This is a genomic window from Kribbella kalugense, assembly GCF_004365875.1.
Lineage (GTDB): Bacteria > Actinomycetota > Actinomycetes > Propionibacteriales > Kribbellaceae > Kribbella > Kribbella kalugense.
This window is the reverse complement of sequence record NZ_SODF01000001.1, coordinates 973071-989384: the sequence shown is the minus strand read 5'-3', so window position 1 is coordinate 989384 and position 16314 is coordinate 973071. Positions and strand designations below refer to the sequence as shown.

At 69.5% G+C, this 16314-nt stretch carries 13 protein-coding genes; all 13 read right to left on the bottom strand.

Annotation, left to right across the window (positions count from 1 at the left end):
- Positions 1-19: 19 nt before the first annotated feature.
- From EV650_RS04570 to EV650_RS04510, 13 genes are read right to left on the bottom strand one after another with little or no spacing between them, the layout of a single operon-like run.
- Positions 20-2116: a hypothetical protein gene (locus tag EV650_RS04570; RefSeq protein ID WP_134115639.1), complete on the bottom strand. Its 2097-nt coding sequence runs from the start codon at positions 2114-2116 to the stop codon at positions 20-22.
- A complete protein-coding gene (locus tag EV650_RS04565) occupies positions 2116-4731 on the bottom strand; it encodes a baseplate J/gp47 family protein (protein WP_134115637.1) in 2616 nt (871 codons plus the stop codon). The genes EV650_RS04570 and EV650_RS04565 overlap by 1 nt, the downstream gene beginning before the upstream one ends.
- Positions 4728-7043, bottom strand: coding sequence for a putative baseplate assembly protein (locus EV650_RS04560; RefSeq protein WP_202874398.1), 2316 nt, complete (start codon positions 7041-7043; stop codon positions 4728-4730). Before EV650_RS04560 ends, EV650_RS04565 begins: the two co-directional genes overlap by 4 nt.
- Complete coding sequence (locus EV650_RS04555) at positions 7040-7399, bottom strand: GPW/gp25 family protein (RefSeq protein ID WP_134115635.1); 360 nt, start codon at positions 7397-7399, stop codon at positions 7040-7042. Before EV650_RS04555 ends, EV650_RS04560 begins: the two co-directional genes overlap by 4 nt.
- On the bottom strand, positions 7396-7713 hold the full coding sequence (locus EV650_RS04550) for a hypothetical protein (RefSeq protein ID WP_134115633.1): 318 nt from the start codon (positions 7711-7713) through the stop codon (positions 7396-7398). Before EV650_RS04550 ends, EV650_RS04555 begins: the two co-directional genes overlap by 4 nt.
- Positions 7713-8216, bottom strand: coding sequence for a phage baseplate assembly protein V (locus EV650_RS04545; RefSeq protein ID WP_202874397.1), 504 nt, complete (start codon positions 8214-8216; stop codon positions 7713-7715). The genes EV650_RS04550 and EV650_RS04545 overlap by 1 nt, the downstream gene beginning before the upstream one ends.
- A complete protein-coding gene (locus tag EV650_RS04540) occupies positions 8213-9322 on the bottom strand; it encodes a hypothetical protein (RefSeq protein ID WP_134115631.1) in 1110 nt (369 codons plus the stop codon). Before EV650_RS04540 ends, EV650_RS04545 begins: the two co-directional genes overlap by 4 nt.
- A gap of 5 nt (positions 9323-9327) precedes the next feature.
- A complete protein-coding gene (locus EV650_RS04535; RefSeq protein ID WP_134115629.1) occupies positions 9328-9630 on the bottom strand; it encodes a LysM peptidoglycan-binding domain-containing protein in 303 nt (100 codons plus the stop codon).
- Between the two features lies 1 nt (position 9631).
- Complete coding sequence (locus EV650_RS04530; protein WP_134115627.1) at positions 9632-10288, bottom strand: hypothetical protein; 657 nt, start codon at positions 10286-10288, stop codon at positions 9632-9634.
- A gap of 45 nt (positions 10289-10333) precedes the next feature.
- Entirely contained in the window at positions 10334-12289 is a 1956-nt protein-coding gene (locus EV650_RS04525; RefSeq protein ID WP_134115625.1) for an eCIS core domain-containing protein, read from the bottom strand.
- Positions 12286-12471 (bottom strand): hypothetical protein, encoded by a 186-nt coding sequence (locus EV650_RS04520; RefSeq protein WP_134115623.1) that lies wholly within the window; start codon positions 12469-12471, stop codon positions 12286-12288. Before EV650_RS04520 ends, EV650_RS04525 begins: the two co-directional genes overlap by 4 nt.
- On the bottom strand, positions 12468-14348 hold the full coding sequence (locus tag EV650_RS04515; protein ID WP_134115621.1) for an ATP-binding protein: 1881 nt from the start codon (positions 14346-14348) through the stop codon (positions 12468-12470). The genes EV650_RS04520 and EV650_RS04515 overlap by 4 nt, the downstream gene beginning before the upstream one ends.
- Positions 14348-15553, bottom strand: coding sequence for a Pvc16 family protein (locus EV650_RS04510; RefSeq protein ID WP_134115619.1), 1206 nt, complete (start codon positions 15551-15553; stop codon positions 14348-14350). The genes EV650_RS04515 and EV650_RS04510 overlap by 1 nt, the downstream gene beginning before the upstream one ends.
- Positions 15554-16314 lie beyond the last annotated feature (761 nt).

Below are 16314 nucleotides of genomic sequence, written 5' to 3'. Positions count from 1 at the left end.
CGCATCTCCTCAGCAGCCCTCAACTTTCCTGCACCACCCCGGCGTCGAGGCCGATCCGCAGGTACTCCTCCAGCACGGCGGCCAGGTTGGCCTCGCGCTGTGGTTCCGCCAGCTCGGCGTACACCCCCATCGCCGCGCCGGCCGACGAGCCGGTCAGCAGAGCGACGTCGCTCCGGCCGTCCAGTCGTGCGTACGCCGGATCGCCCAGCGCTGTCGAACTGAACACCGGCGACAGCCGCGCCCGAACGATCGCCGCCTGCGCCGGATCGGTGACGTCCGCCAGCGCCAGGTCCGGCTGGCAGCGGTACCTCCGCGGAGTCGTCGTACCGCCGGCGAGGTAGCTGAAGCGCAGGCAGCCGTGCTGGCGACGCCCCACCGTGACCGAGCCGTCGAGCACGCAGTCACTCGAGTCCAACTGTTGCGCGGTCACCGGACCGAGACCAGTGACCTCGAGGAGCACGACCGGTGCCCCCGGAGCGTCGATCTCTTCGACGATCGACTTGGTCAGTTGCAACTCTGGTCCTGGCGCGGGGACCGAGACAGTGGCGGCGATCGTGCGTTCCACCTCGATGACGAGTCGACCGTTGTCGGTCTCGGGCGAGGTCGGCGCCTCGACGTTCAGATCGCCGAGCGTGCAGCTCCGGAGCGCGAGGCGACCGAGATCACCCGGCGCGACCTTCACCGATCCCTCGATCAGGAAGCCGTCCAGCGTCAGTTCACCGGGGACATCGGCCGCGGCACCACCACGCGTGGCCAACGCCCCCTTGAGGTGTGGACGACGATCGGCTGGGATCGCATCCGACGGGTCCAGGACGAGCGGCGCGTCGGCCTCGGCGGCGGGCCACTCGGCGGCGACCACCACTAGCTCGCTCCCCTCGGGCACCGCGATCGCCAGGTCGCCCGCGTAGCTCCGGTTGTCCAGCACGACAATGGCTCCGACCGCGCCCGGAGGTACGGCGTTCCAGTCGTCGACGGCATCGGTCAGCGTCGTCAGGCGGACACCTGCGACCGGCGCGAGCGCACTGCTCACCACGCGGAACCAGGTCGCCCGGCTCAGCAGATCCGCGGTGCGCGGATCCTCGCGATCGTAGGTGCCTGCGCCGATGCGCCCAGGACTGGCGAAGGAAGCGGTGACCTCGACGACCGCCGGAGTCAGGTCGGCACGGAACGCTACACGTCCGAGCACGGGATCCACGGCGACCTTGATCGAGCCGGCCGGGCGGGGCCAACTCGTGGGAGAACCGGTCAGATCGGCGGACGTCAGCTCACTCCGCGGGATCACCTCAACCCCGTTGCCCAGATCGGCGAACACCTCGACCACCGGATCGTCACCGAACCAGCGTGGTGGCTCCGACGATCCAGCCCGCAACGCCTCCAGCTCGTCGTACAGGGCTCGGCGCCGCAACGGCGCGGGCACGTTCTGCTCGGCGGTGCGACTGTCGAACGACGGCTCAGTGCTGCCCGGGTTGAACAGCGGTACGTCGAGACCGCGCGGATCGACCGTGAAGCGTCCGTCCGCCGGATCCGCGACAGGGCGCGCCGTCGCCCGGCTCACCCGCTGCGGCTCCAGCCGCCAGACATGCAGTCCGATCGTGCCGATCCCGAAGCGGCCTGCCGGCGGCCGACGTACCTCGGCGGTGTGCGCCGCCGTACCGAACGGCCCACCGATCAGCTCGAGGTCAGAGGTACGTCGCAGATCGGGGACCTGCAGGTGATCCGGCCGCTGATGCGCCAGGTACTGCGTCGTGCCGAGCCGGCTGAAGTACTCGACCGCGGCCGTCGGCCAACCCGTCACGTCGTACGCGAGCCGCTCGAGCCCCGAGATGGTTCCCTTGCGCCGTCGATGATCGAGGATGTCGGCCACCAACGCGCGCATCCGGCCAGCACCTGGTCCGAGCGGATACAGCAGGCGGACGCCGAGCAGGTCGCCGATGTACGGAACCAGAGCGTCGGCGCAGGTCTCGATGAACCAGTCGTCGTACAGCAGGCCGAGGTCCTTGGCGACCACGTCCGCCTGCTCGCCGAGTACCTGCAGGAACGCCTCGAGCACACCGTCGACGTCGCGCTGCCGGTGCAGTAGCGGCAGCAGCTCCATCAGCTCGTCCCGATAGCTCATCAGGACACCGCCAACCCGTTGGCCGCCAGCGCGACGATCTGCGCAGGGAGCGCCTGGCCCGCTGACATCCTGGCCGGCAAGGCAGGCACATCCGCGACCGGATCGGTCACGTTGACCGCCTCCACCCCAGGGACGCGATGCGCAGCCAGCAGGATGTCGCCGATCGTGAGCGGCTGGGCCAGGTCGCGGACGTCGATCGCGAGCGCCGTACCGAGCTCCGACCGGACGCCCGCGAGCACAGTCGTCTGGTCGTAGCCTGCGGCAACGAATACGATCGCGGCGACCGGGACGAACAGGCGCTCGGCACGGTCGACGACCAGTGGCATCCGCTCGTCGCCGGCGCCGAGGAGGGCGGTCGTCAGGTCTTGCAGCGCCTGGTCGTCGATGTCCTGCCCGGCAGTGCCGGTGACAGTGAGGTGCACGATCAGCCGACGTCCGTCCCACAGCCGGGTCGCGTGCGCCTTGCCGATACCGGCGACAGCCCCGGCGAAGTCCTCGACATCCTGCAGCGACACGACGCGATCCAAGGTCAAGGCAGCCCGGGGCGCATTCGCCCGGACGCTGTCGGCCGGTTCAGGATCGGCTGCGAGACCGGTGGCCGATGGATTGATCACGGCCTTCATCCCGAGCGGCCTGCTCATCGGCAGGGTGAGCTGCCCGGCGTCGACCCGGCCGACGAGGCCCGTGCCGATGCGATAGGTAGCGGTGACGTTGTTGGTCCCGGTCGGTAGCCGCGCACCGGTCAGCCCGTCGCCGAAGCCGACCGTCGTGACACCATCGGCATCCGCCCGGCTCGTGTAGACCTCGTCCGCGGGACCCGTGCCGAACAGCTGCGAGACCTCGGTCCAGAGCCGGCCGTCGACGCGGACCTGGAGCGTCGACACAATACTTCCGCCGGGCGCGGCGACGTACGTCAGCGGCGTCTGCGACAACTTGAAGGTCTGGTACGGCGTGCTTGCGTTGCCGCTGCCGAGCACCTGGGACCGTGTCTCGCCATGAGTCGCCGACGCGATGTTCGCCGAGACCCGGACCGACTCACGGTCGTAGCAACCGCTGAGCCCAACGGCGAAGACCAAAGCGTCGGCGGTCGGTCCCGCAGTGGTCGCGACTTCCGTGAAGATCTCGGCGTCGTTCGCGGGCCTGACGGACACCAGCTGGTAGGCCTGCGCGGTCACCGTCCCGCGGGTGGTCGACCAGGTGATGGAGCCATCCGCATTGTCGACGGCGGGCGCCGCCACCTCCAGCAGCTCGCCGGCGTGCAGGACCAGGCTCGTCCCCTGGTCGGGCGTGACCGTCAGCCCGCGTACGCCGTCGGCGACCTGGATCAGCGGATGGGGGCCCCGGACAACGACAGTGCGCCCCGCCTCGACTGTCGGGATGGGCCGTGCCAGCTCGATCCGATCGCCCTGCACGGGCCGCGGATTCGGCACCTCCGCGAGCGCGAGGAGCTCTGAGCCGACCCACACACTGGTCTCGCGCACGTTGTCGCTGAACCGGGTGCGGATCGATGGCCCGCGCAAGGTGAGCCGGTCGACCCGGGAGGTGAGCGCGTAGTCCGTCCGCGAGGTTTCACTGACGGCTTGGACCCGGTACGGCTCGGGTACCCCGGCCAGGCTGAGCACAGCCCAGGAGCCGACCGTCGCGGTCGGGTAGAGACCGTCGAGGTCGACGACGTTGTCCGCGCCACCGGGTACGACGACGGTCCAGCCGGGCCAGTCACCAGTCGTCGGCACAGTCGGAGGCCGCCCCGGAGGCACCAGGATCTCGTTCCCGATCGGAGGCAAAGTCACCGGACGCGCCGCCTGCACCGCCGTGACCTGCACCGCCGTCGGCCGTGCGGCTGCATTCTGGATCAGTCGGTAGTCGGGCGCGTTGGCACCGAAGACGCCCGCCCGCCGGCGCAGTACGAACAAGCCTGCATCGGTCGGATCCGGCGTCGTCGCCCCCAGCGGTTCGGACCAGGACAGTCGGGTCGAGCCAAGCGCGGGTAGCAGTTCGACCCCCGACAGCATCCGGAACGCCCACTCCCCCGCCGTGTCCGAGTTCTCGCGCTCCGAACCAACCAGCAGGACGGCATCACCGATCGAGAGGTCGGCCCGAAGACCCTCGACGTACGCGGACCGGGCGCCCGGCCCAATGTGCTGGACGCTCCTGGTGCGGGCGGCGATCGCGTTCCACGCCGGTCGCGCGTCCAGCGGCTCCACCGTCTCGTAGTTCTGTGGGACCTGTCCCGGTCCCGGCATGCTGGAGACCTTGGTCCCGACCGGTATCGGCACCAGCAGCGGCGCGCCGATCGCCTCCTCCAGGGTGAACGCCAGCAAGGTCGCCGAGGCGCGCCCGCGCGCGGGCTGATACCCGACGGCATGCGCCAACTCGTTCACCGACGACGATTCAGTTGCTGTCGGCAAATACCCTTCGTTGGCCAGTCGCTCCGAGTAGAAGGTCAGTACGTCGAGTACTGCGGACCAGGCGTCCACCAGCGCGATCGACGGATCGTCGGTCCGCCGCTCGGTGAACCGGTCGAGCGCCGGCTGCCGTCCAAGACCACTCAGCATCGCCGCGGAGAAGGTGGCCGCGGTGCCGACGCGTCGCTGGATCGCCGGTGAGTCCGTCATCGCCCACCCACCACCGTCACCGTGAGCAGGCCCCGCTCCGGCCGGTCCGGATCGTTGGCCAGCTGCGCGATCTCGAGGTCCCGCACGGTCAGAACGCCCTTCGTCAGCTCGTCACCGGCCGGTTCGCCGTACCGCTGGAACTTGGTTGCTCGTACCGTCGCGACACCAGGCACGGCGAGCACCGCGGCGTAGATCGGGCTCAGATAGACCGGCGTGCCGAAGGTGAAGTTGTCAGGATGGAACAGCCCGCGCCGCCCGTCGCGCAGTACGCCGGACGACAACACGTCGAGCACGTCAGCCTCGACGTCGGTGTTGAAGCGGGTGGGCCGGGCACCGATCAGCAACTCCAGGTCGAGCGGCACCGGCTTGGGCGCGGACACCTCGACGTCGACGCCGGCCATCCGGTACCGGTCGAGGAAGTCCTTGACGTCCTGCTCGAACGGCACGTCGACCTCGGCGCCGCTGACGCGATCGACCGTGACGAATGCCGTGTACCAGCTGCCGGTCCAGCGCAGATGGCCGGCGGCGCGCTGCACTCCCGGAAAGCGTTGCGTGGTCAGAGTTCCGTAGTCGGCCTCGGTAACCGCGCGGTCCTGGATACGGAAGGCGTACGGCGCGTCCGTCCGGACCTTCTCGGTCGGCTCGGGATCGGATCCGCCGGCCGCGGCCATCGGGTTCCGGACGGTGAGCACGCGTTCGTCGCCGGGTCGCAACTGGGTGATCGATTCCGCCCCGACGTTTCCGACCGTGCCGTGTCCCTGCCGATAGGAGACCTCGTGCCGCGCGGTCGGGTCCGGTCGCCGGCCGTAGACGCCGTCGCCGAAGCGGAGCCTGGCGGTGCCGTCGTCCTCAGGCTCGACGACGAACTCGGCCGCGTCCGCCTCCGAGCCCAGCAGATCGACGACCGGGTCGTAGTCGCGATCGCCGTCGCTGACGGCGACCACCGGTGTGGCTACCCGCGGATCCAAGGCGAGCTGACGAGTCGCCGGAGCGCTGACGTCGTACGGCGCCGCGTACGTCGGCCGTCCACCCGGCAGCACCGGCAACCACCTTCCGGCCACGTCGAGCTCGTCGGACAGCACGACCGGCGCCATCCGCACACCGTGCTCGACCAGTACGACGTTGCCGCGGGCAACCGCGCACGCGACGCGCTGCCGCGGTCCGTCGCGGGTGTCGACGATCGAGCTGACCTGCAACGGGAACGGCACCGCGTCCTCGGCGTCCCAGGTCACCTCGACGACCGGGGTCCCGTCCAGCGGATCGACCACCGGCGTCACTGTCGTCAGCCGGACGACGTGACGGTGCGCCCGATCCGCGTCGACCGGGAGTCCCGAGCGCGGCCCGGCGATCTCTTCGAGGAGCAGGAAGTCTCCGGGTCCGAGTGTGCCGCCCGAGGTCAGGGTCGCCGAGGTCGAGCCGGCGGGCAACACGCACTGATCGTCTGTCCAGGTGTAGAAATCGAGCCGGTTGTTGCCCGGATCCGCCTGCAGTTCGTGCAGTGCCTCGAACCCGAATTCGCTGTCCGCGGTGAGGAACGGCCGGCCCGACTCGATCGGCGTCAGCTCGCTCACGGCGACGTGCACGAAGGCACGGGCGGCGCACCCTTCGTGGACGCGATAGCCGAGCAGGCGAGCGTGGCGGCGTACCGAGACCCGACGGCGTGCTGAGCCGAGATAGGCCTCCATTGCGACCGCGTCCTGCTCGTAACTCAACCGGTCCGCCACGAACGCGAGCAGTTCGAGAAGCGTGACCTGAAGATCGGCCGGATTCCGCTCGGTCCAGTCGGGCACGGTGCCCGCGAGCCGGTCCAGCATCAGCTGCCGGAAGCTGTCGTAGTCCTTGGCCAGGTAGTCCCGCACCACCGAGGTGTCGACGGTCGACGGGGCGCCGGAACGGGCAGCACAGTCGAACCGGGTCGGGCAGCCGGCCTTGAACGAGAAGTCGATCGCACTCAACCGCGGGTCGAAACCGCCCGGCGTCGTGCCCGTGACCGGATCGATCAACTGGAGCTGGTACGTCGAGAAGTCGCCCGGACCCGACACCGTGACGGTCAGGACGTCGCTGCTCGTCGACGTGGTCACCACCCCGATATCCCTGACCCGATCACCGCCCGAGATCACCAGCTGCGTGCGGTTCAGGCGGGTCCCGCCCGCCGGCACGCCGTCGACCTGGCCGGGCAACGGATGCAGGAAATGTACTTCGAGCTTGGTCTGACCGCCGATCACCTCGAGATAGTCGATGCCGTTCACCGTGTCGGCATCACGGACCGCTTCGGCGCGCAGCTCGTCCGCACACGAGTACGGCGTACTCACGGCGTACTCCGGAACTCGTCGACCCGTGCCTCGCTGGTCGCACGCACCGTGTAGGCAACGGTGACCCGTAGCGTCTCTGCCTCGGCACGGACATCGACCTTCTCGACACTGATCAGATCGGCCAGCCACTCGTGCAACGCGGCCTGCACGGTCACCCGCATCGCGACAGCCAGCGGCTCAGAGTTGGGCTGGAAGACCAGCTGCAACAGGCCGCAGCCGAAGGTCGGCCGGTTCACACGTTCGCCGGGCGCGGTGAACAGCACCTGCTCGACCAGCTGCCGGATGTGGTCGTCGCGCTCGGTCCGCGCAGCGCGGCCGCGGCTGTCGATGCGGAGCGGGAAAGCCACGTCACTCATGTCGCTTGCACCCGAGTCTGGGACACCACCACTTGCAGACCGGTGCCGGTCGGTACGCACACCGCCGTACCCGTGCTGATCAGAACCGGCACGCCGGACGACGTCACCCGCATCGCGGCGACCACCCAGTTGGCCGTGACACAAGGCGGCGTACTGGGTGGTGGCAGTGGGCAGCCGGAGATCGTGTAGACGGAGTCTTGCCCGATCGCGGCCTGACCGGCGACCTTGACCCGCGGCAGCGGAGTCGTCGGCTGGGCCTGGCCGCCGTGCATGCACAGGACGGTGTCGCTCTGGGACAGGACGAAGGCAGCCATCAGATGACCTCCAGCGCACCGTCGTTCACCGAGACCTTCGGGCCGGTGAGCTTGATCGAGCCACCGCTCCCGTTGACGATCTCGAGGCCGGTCGCGCTCAGCTTCACCGAGGCGCCGTCGGCCGTCTCCAGCGTGATGCCGCCGGCGCCGGGCGTGTCGTCGATCGTGATGCTGTGCCCGGCGCCGGTGACGATCATCGTCTTCTGGTACGGCGGCGACAGCCACTTGCTCGGCAGCTCGGAGCTCGAACCCCACCAGCAGCCGGTCCAGATCGGGTAGTCCGGGTCGCCGTGCTCGAACTCGATCCAGACGCCCGCGCCGACATCGGGCAACGCGAAGAACCCGATCTGGTCCCCGCCGAACGGTGCGCACGGCAACGCCCAGCCGCTCGAGCCGTCGCCGTACACGTCGGGGACATCGGCCTTGATCCGCATCTGCATCATCGGATCGCTCACGTCGTTGACGACGCCGCGGTACTTGCCCCAGAACTCCTTCCCGGTCACGGCACGACCACCGGGGTGAGCGACGACGTACCCTCACGGCTCAGCGCGAAGGACTGGGTGTAGGAACCGACCGAGATCGTGTGCGTGACGCGGCGGACGTAGTAGTAACCGTCGTAGTCGGTGCCGGCACCACGGAGCCCGACCAGACCGCGGGCCCGGAGGATCGCGCCGTACCGCGACGTGTCCAGCGTCCCCGAGCCGGAGACCGCCTCGGGCGCTTGGGTCGCGGCCGCCGCCGAGGCGAGCGCGCCGAGCGCTGGACCGGCATTGGCCGCGGTCCGCAACCGGGTCGTACGCCGGGCCGCCGCCGGACTGGCCGACAGCGGCGGGATCCGCAGCGCCGGCATCGCGGGCAGCGGAATCTTCAACTTGAAAATCGGGTCGATGAACGATCCCTCGGCGCCGACCGCGGCCAGTGAGTCGAAGCCGAAGGACAGGCTGCGCACGTTCTGATGCGGGCCCATGCCGACGGTCAGCCGGGGTTGCGGGAGCGAGGTCCGCAGTACCGGTCCCCAGTACGCCTTGTTCACTCCGAAGGTGATCGGCTCGGTGTAGAACACGAAGCTGTTCGCCGTGGCGAGGCGTTCGATCAGTGCCAGGTCGGTCTCGTTCTGCTGCGGCGTCCGGTCGAGTTCGAGCGGGATGTCGGTGGTCGGCGCAACGGCAGGGACGAGACCGAGCTCGGGGTACTGAGCCAGGACCGCCATGACGATGACCGAGTCCGGCTGGTTCGGGTGCGGCTGGTTGCGTTCGGCCAGTCCGAGCAGCGAGGTGATCGTGGTCCCCGTGACGGTGAGGGTCGACTCGCCGGGTGTTCCACTCGGCATCAGGTCGTGCCGTTCGACCACTCCGTCGATCAGTGGTTGCGGTACGACGCCGAGCACGGCACCGATCCACACCCGGGTCCCCGGCGCCAACGTGTCGATGATGTCGAACCGGCCGAGTCGGTTCTTGGTCAGCGCGAACGTCAGCTGGAAGCCGTCCATCGAGTCGCTGTCGTTGGTGACCTCGGCCGTCCGCAGAGCCGGCAGCAGTTGCGGCCGCGGTACCGGAAGGGGATCACCGGCCCACAGCAGCAGACGAATACCGAGAACGCTTTCGAGCACAGCAGTCACCCGCTCGGCGGCATCGCGATCGGTGCCCGCTGACCCGGATGCTCCAGCTCGTCCGGCCGGAGTACGCCGGCCGCGTCGCAGATCCGCCAGTACTGCGTGGCATCGCCGAGGTACCGGTCGGCCAGGTGATCCAGCCGCTCCCCCGGCTCGACGGTGTGCAGCGCGAGTACTGCGTGGTCCTGTGGTCGTGGAATGACCCGCCGGCGTACGTAGGTGAGTTCGCGTGGTTCGCCGTCCGGGCCCGTGACGGTGACGGTCGTGGTCGGCAGGCCCGCGTACCGGCTCGTCGGCGTGAACATGTCAGGCCCTTCCACCGAGTCCGGCGGTTGCGGTCGCGGTGAACGAGCTCACGCCGGCCATGCTCGCCATGACCTCCTTGGCGATCTGGTGCACCAGGAACAGCCCGCCACCGACGCTGGCCAGTCCCAGGTCGTCGTACGTCAGGACTCGCACTGCGACCGTGACCTTGGCCTGGATCGGGTTCAGGCCGGGGTCGTACGCCTCTTCGGCGATGGTCAGATCGGTCACCCGGACCGGCAGCACGCGGCTCGGCCCCCAGATCAGCAGGGCCAATGGCGCCTCCGGTGCGATCACTTCGATCAGCCCGGCCAGCATCAGGGCTTCGTTCGCGATCACCAGCGCGGACGGCGGGTAGAGCATCATCTCCAGCGATGCCAGTTGTGGTGCGATGCCGAGACTCTCGGCGACCGGATCGCCGGTGGCGAGTTGATCGACCGCGTCGATCTCGATGTCCAGCTCGAACGTCTCCTCGGGTGGACCGGTCAGCCGCAACGCCTCGCCTTCGGATCCGTCCGCGCCGCTCGTCTTCGGTCGCAGCCGGCGCGTGACCTTCTCCGGGTTGTACTGGAACACCACCACACTGGCCACCGGCTTCAACGGGTCGAGGCCGATCAGTGCCCCCTTGAACACCTGCGGAGAACCCGAGAATCCCGTCACGTGTCCAGCCTCCCGACCGGCCCGTCACCGCCCCGTCACGAGGTCTCAGAACCCGGTGTAGATCGACGCGCAGTCGGCGTCGGTGAACCGTTCGGCCAGCGGCGACACCGCGGTGGGCACCATCACGTTCTGGGTCGCGGCCGCCTGGTGCGGACCGGGGTTCAGCAGGATGTGGCCGATCTCGTGCGCGAGGGTGCGTTCGGTGCCGGCGTTCTGCACCACGATCGTGTTGCGCTTCGACGGGACCGGGCCGCAGGACGCCGGCCAGGAGAACCCACGACCGGCTGCGAGACTGAAGGTCCGCGGGAAGAACGCGCGGATCCGGCTGGTCAGTCCGAATCTCGCCGTCGCGGCCGGAACCAGCGTGCTGACCTCGGCCGACGGGACCGCGCAGACCGGGTCCGCGGCGAGGTCACGGTTGGCGCCGATCCAGCCGGTCGTCTCCGGAGCCGTCGCGGTCTCGTCGTGGACGTGCTCGATCCGGACGTTGCACTGGGCGAAGATCGCGTTCGCGATCGCGACGTCCGTGGCCGGAGTGTGGGTCGAACCATCGAGCTTGACGGTGTCGATGGTGATCGTCCGCATCGGCCGTGGCCTGGTCGAGACCGGTCCCGTCGCCGAAGCCCGGCCGGCGACCAGACCCATCATCAGGTTCGCGCGGTCCAGGCTCGCCTGCTGCTCCGGGGTACGTACGGCGGGTGCCGCGCCGAAAGCGGTGCGGATCAGGGCCAGGACCGCGGCGCCGTCCCGCTGCGCGGCCAGTACGTCGATCTCCCGGTTGACGAGGTTGTCCATGAACGCCAGCGCGACGTCGAACCCTCCGGCGCCGAGCTGGCGGAAGGTCTCGCGAATGAAGGGCAGCTCCACCGTCGCGTCGGTCAGCGCCCGTGCACCCAGGTGGATGCCTTGGGCAAGCGCCGTCGGTTCGCGGGCGAGGAACGCGGTGACATCGGCGGTCAGAGTGGCGGCCGGCGGCGCGGTGCTGTTGCCGGCGCGCTGGTCGAGCAGTGGTTCCCAGACCGGATCGAAGGCACCGGCCAGGGCCTTGATCTGGGACGGATGCAGAGTGACCATCCCGGCCGCGTCGACCTCGGCCGGCAGCGGGAACCGTACGCCGGCTCGCCAGTTGGTCATCGCCGGAGTCGGCAGGTAGGTCTGGTTGAACACCAGGAGCCCCCGCGCGAGCTCGTCCTGCGTGAACTGTTCCAGCGGAAGTGGTGCGACCGCGCCGGGCGGTGTGAACGGTGTGGCCGTCAACCACAGCGGACGTACCTCGGCCGCCAGCGCCCGCAGCGTCAGATTCTGGCCGATGATGACCTGCAACTGGGTGAGGCCAGGAGTCAGCAGACCGCCTTGCGCAGAGGTCGGTCCGACCTGGCTGTCGACGATGTTCACGGGCAGGAACTTGAGGCCCGTGCGTGGAGTGAAGTGGAGCTGCCGGGTCAGTTGCACTGCCCGTGGATCCGCTCGCGCGACCGTTGGTTCGGCGCTCACCGTGGACGTTGTTCGTCCGTAGCTACGAGCCTCATGCTCCGCGGCGGTGTCCGACGCGCCGACGTTGAGCGGGCTGCCTGGGCGCCACGACATACCCCGTTGCTGGACGACGTGCGTCAGCTCATGAGCGAGCAGTTCGCGGCCGGCCGACGTACCCGGTGAGTAGCGGCCGCGGTCGAAGACGATGTCCCTGCCGACGGTGTAGGCCATCGCCTCGACAGCTTGCGCGGATCGAGCGGCCAGCGCGTCCGTGTGCACGCGTACGTCGTCGAACCGGTGGCCGAACGCCTCGGACATGTCGGCGCGGGTTGTGCCGTCCAGGGCGTGACCCGGTGACCGCAGTACGTCGTGAACGACCGGAGGCGCGGCGCCGCGGTGGCTCGCGTGCGGTCCGGTGGTGTGGCGTTGTAGTTCGTCGGAGTCGTCGTGGTTGCAGGTTCCCGGCGGGCAGACCTTGCCACCACAACGCTGGAGCAGAGGCTGTGGCTCGGCGTGGGTGCTGGTCATGACTTCTCCGCGCGGAGGTGTGCCTTCACGGCCGCGGCGACGGCGGACTCCACCGTTCGTCTGTCAGAGGTGCCGGTCTCGGCGACGGTCCGTTCTATCGTCGCGAGCAGCGCAGCCCGATCGGTCGACGCGCCGCTGACGCTGACGTCGTTCAACTGCACTCGGCTCGGTTCGTTCGTCATGCGCCGGCCTCCGGGCGGATCGACGCTACGGGTAGGCCCGACTTGACCGCCTCCAGGCGGGCGGCCTGCAGGATGTGCTCCATCCGTACCGGCGTGCCGGCGTCCGCGGCCAGTACGGCGGCGTTGACGGCGACGTTGCGGATGCCACCGCCGGAGAGGGCGAGCTTGGCAACCTCACCGATGTGGAGGTCAGCGGTCGGAGTCTCCGCCGGGAAGGCGCGCTGCCACAGCCTGGCCCGCTGCTTCTCGTCGGGGAACGGGAACTGCACGACGTACCGGATCCGGCGCAGGAAGGCAGTGTCGACGGCATCGGAGAGGTTGGTGGTCAGGATCGCGATGCCCCGGTACGCCTCGAGTCGCTGGAGGAGATAGGACACCTCGACGTTGGCGTAGCGGTCGTGGCTGTCACGTACTTCGGTGCGCTTGCCGAACAACGCGTCCGCCTCGTCGAACAGCAGCACTGCCGCCCCGTGGTCGGCCGCGTCGAACACCTGCCGCAGGTTCTTCTCGGTCTCCCCGATGTACTTGCTCACCACAGCGCTCAGGTCGACGCGGTACAGGTCGAGACCGATCTCGTTCGCGATCACCTCAGCGGCGAACGTCTTCCCCGTGCCGCTCGGTCCGCCGAACAGCGCCGTACTGCCGAGGCCCGCGCTGCGGCCCATCCGAAGTCCCCAGTCGTCGTAGACCTGGACCCGATGGCGCGCGTGCGCGACAAGCATTTCGAGCGTACGACGTTGTGGTGCCGGGAGGACCAGATCGTCCCACTGCGCGGTCGACTCGATGCGCCGGGCATGCGCAGTGAGTCGCGGGCGATCCACCGCCCGGCAAGCCGACCACAGGGCATCGCTATCGCCGCCGGCAGCCGTGGCTGCAGTCCCGATCACGGTCGCACTGAGGTCGAAGGCCGCGACCAGTTCCTCGATCGGCGCATCCGGGCCGACCGCCGTACGCCACAGCTCACGCTGCTCTGTCGCGGTCGGCGCGGGTACCTCGATCGACAACGTCGGACAGCGTGGCAGTACGGCGGATTCATCGGCCGAGACCGCGATGCGGGCCGCGGAGGTCGCCACCAGCGCGTCCACCAGGGACCAGTCGTCGTGCCCCTCGACGAGGAAGGCCGTCGTACCGAGAGCGCTCTCTCGTTCCAGCAACCTTGCCAGCTCGTCCCGCGCACCGACCGCAGCGGGGATCGTTGTTGCTTCGAGCAACGACAGGCGCAGTCCGAGGTCCTGCGCCGCATGGGCCGCGACGGCGATCCGGGTACTGCGGTCTGCTCCGGTCAGCACCCCCACGAGCTGCTCGGCCGAACGCCACGCGTTCACCAATTCGTGGGCTGACGGTCGCTGGCCCGGAGTGATCGGGGCAGCGGTCTCGACCGGGCTGACAATTCCGGTCAGCTTCGCGTCAGTCACGCGGAGGCCGGTCAGGTGATGGAGGACGCGCTCGTCGATCCGCAACTCCGCCGTCGTCAGCGGGCTGTGCTCGGCGACCTCGATCAGCCGCCAGCGCCGCAACGCGCCGTCCGGCGTGAGCGCCGACCAATGTGCTCCGGGCAGCGTAGCCAGCGCCAGTCCGAAGGTGGGCCAGCGCCGGTTGGGGTCACCGGCGGCCTCCGCGCACAAGGATGCGAAGCGGGCGTCCAGCTCGACGCCCGCGCACAGCAGCAGCACGGCACGTTCGAACGCCGACAACCCGAACGACGCACAGAGTGTCTCGAGAGCAGCCGGTGGCTCCATCTCTGCCGGCCTGACCGAAGGCTCGGAGCGCATGGTTGCCGAAAGGTCGGCCAGCGACGCGACCAGGTACGCCTGGTTCGCCTCGACCCAGCTCTGCTCGTCGACTGCTGGTTCCTCGGTGCTCACCGACGCGGCCATCAGATCGTCACCACCGGCGCGGTGATCGGGAGACCGGTCGCCGGCGACACGGGACTCCCGGCGCCGTCGACCTGCAGTACGACGGCGTACTGGCCGCTGGGCAGGGTCAGTGGAGCACTGATGGTCGCCGAGTCGATGGACCTGTCGGGTACGTCGACGGTCAGGACGGTCTGCCCCGTGCTCGGCGAAAGCAGTCGGACAGTCACGGTCTGATGGGCGCCGATGACGAGGTCGCTGGTCACCGTCAGCTGCCCACCGCCGAACGAAGCTGTGATCCGGGGTTGCAGCAGCACGCCGGCGACATTGCTCGTCTCGCCCCCGCGTGGTTCGGCCAGATCTCCCACCAACCAGCGATGGGCGACCAGGACCGGTTGCAGCCCGGCGCGGAGGCCTGCGTCGGCACCCAGGTCGAGCGTCAGCTGGGTGGGACTGACCGCGGTCGGGGTGAGTTCGGCTGCGCCGACCCGGATCGCGGTCTGCTCGCCGCGCAGACCGCTGCCCTCGACGACGAGCTCGCTGTCGGCGACGATCGGATCGCGTGCACCCGCAGAGTTGCGGATCCCGGTGATCGTCGGCCGAAGTACTCCACGAACGGTCAGCTGCTCCGCGAGGACCGGCGGCGCCGGCACCGCGACGTCGTCCCGCTCCTCCAGCAGGACCGGCGATGCGACGTACGTCGCCGACAACTGGTACGCCGTCTGGAAGAAGACGGACCACAGCTTCGACAACTCGTCCAGGTCCAGCGGCTCGGGCGTCAGCCGGACGAGCTCGTCGGCGGCAGCCAGGTCGGTCTTCCCGAGGAACTCGTTGCGAGGCGTCGGATCGGTCGCCTCGGCGACGACCTGGTCGATCAACGCCCGGGTGACGAGTGGACGGGAGTGCAACCGGGCGAGTGTTGCCCCGAGCAACCGTTGCGGTTCGAGCTCGTCGTCCTTGCCGTGGAAGGTCAGCAAATAGTGCAGTCGGCCGGCCAGGCACGGCCGGGTCCGGATCGCACCGTCGGCGCCGCGGGCCGGGAGATCGTCGTTGCGCCGGGCCGGATCGTCCGACGTGCGGTACAGGTAGATGTTCACGCCGGCTGTCTGCCGAGGTACGTCGGAACGATCGGTCCAGACCGTCGCGCCGCTGACCGCGTGCTCGACCGTGTCGGTCAGAAGGACCTGCAGCGCGGCCGTCACGGTGGCGACGGCCAGCGAGTTGCTCACCGCCCGCTCCGCGACTTCAAGTACTGCGCCAGATCAGGGGCGGACGTCGTCCGTCGCCGAGGCGCGGGCCTCGGGGCGGGCTCAGCGACCGCCGGCCGCACGATCTCGATCCGTCCGATCGTCACGTTCACCTCCGGCTCCCCCACCTCCACCGGAACCTCCAACCGAGGCACAACCACCACGGGCTCCCCCCAAGCCGGACCGGTCGGCACCACACTCGCCTGTGCGCGCTCCTGACTCGCCGATCTCGCGGTCTCCCCCGCTCGGACCCCGTGCTCCGTGGTCGCCGCCGTGTCCGACGCGAAGGCAAGCTGACCCGCCCTGCGGCGCAACTCATTCGTCGGCAGCTCTTGTGCCGTGCCGGCCACTACGTGTTGTGCGGCTGGGAAAGCCTGCTGCCCGAATGCTGCCGTCCTGCTTGTTGTGTCGGGCTCGGTTCGCCTGGAAGCCGTGCTGCCCGCTGCGTCAACTCCAGAGTCGGCCCGCTCAACGGGCCCACGGATCCCGCTCTCCACGGCTGGCCGCAGAGCTGCCAAGGGAGGTGCCGGGCCAGCTGCCGAAGAGGCTGTGGGCTGCTGCGTCGCGGCTGCGCTCTCGTTCGTCTCCGTTGGTTCGCCAACCGTCGCAGCCGGCTGACCGGGTCGTGTCCGGGGCTCTCGCGAGACCTCGTCAGCGGGCTCGGTGGCGACCTCCTCGGAAAGCGCCTGCTCCGCGCGGGTATCCAGCGCGGGCGGCTCGACCGGTGTTCGGCGTACGGCGGG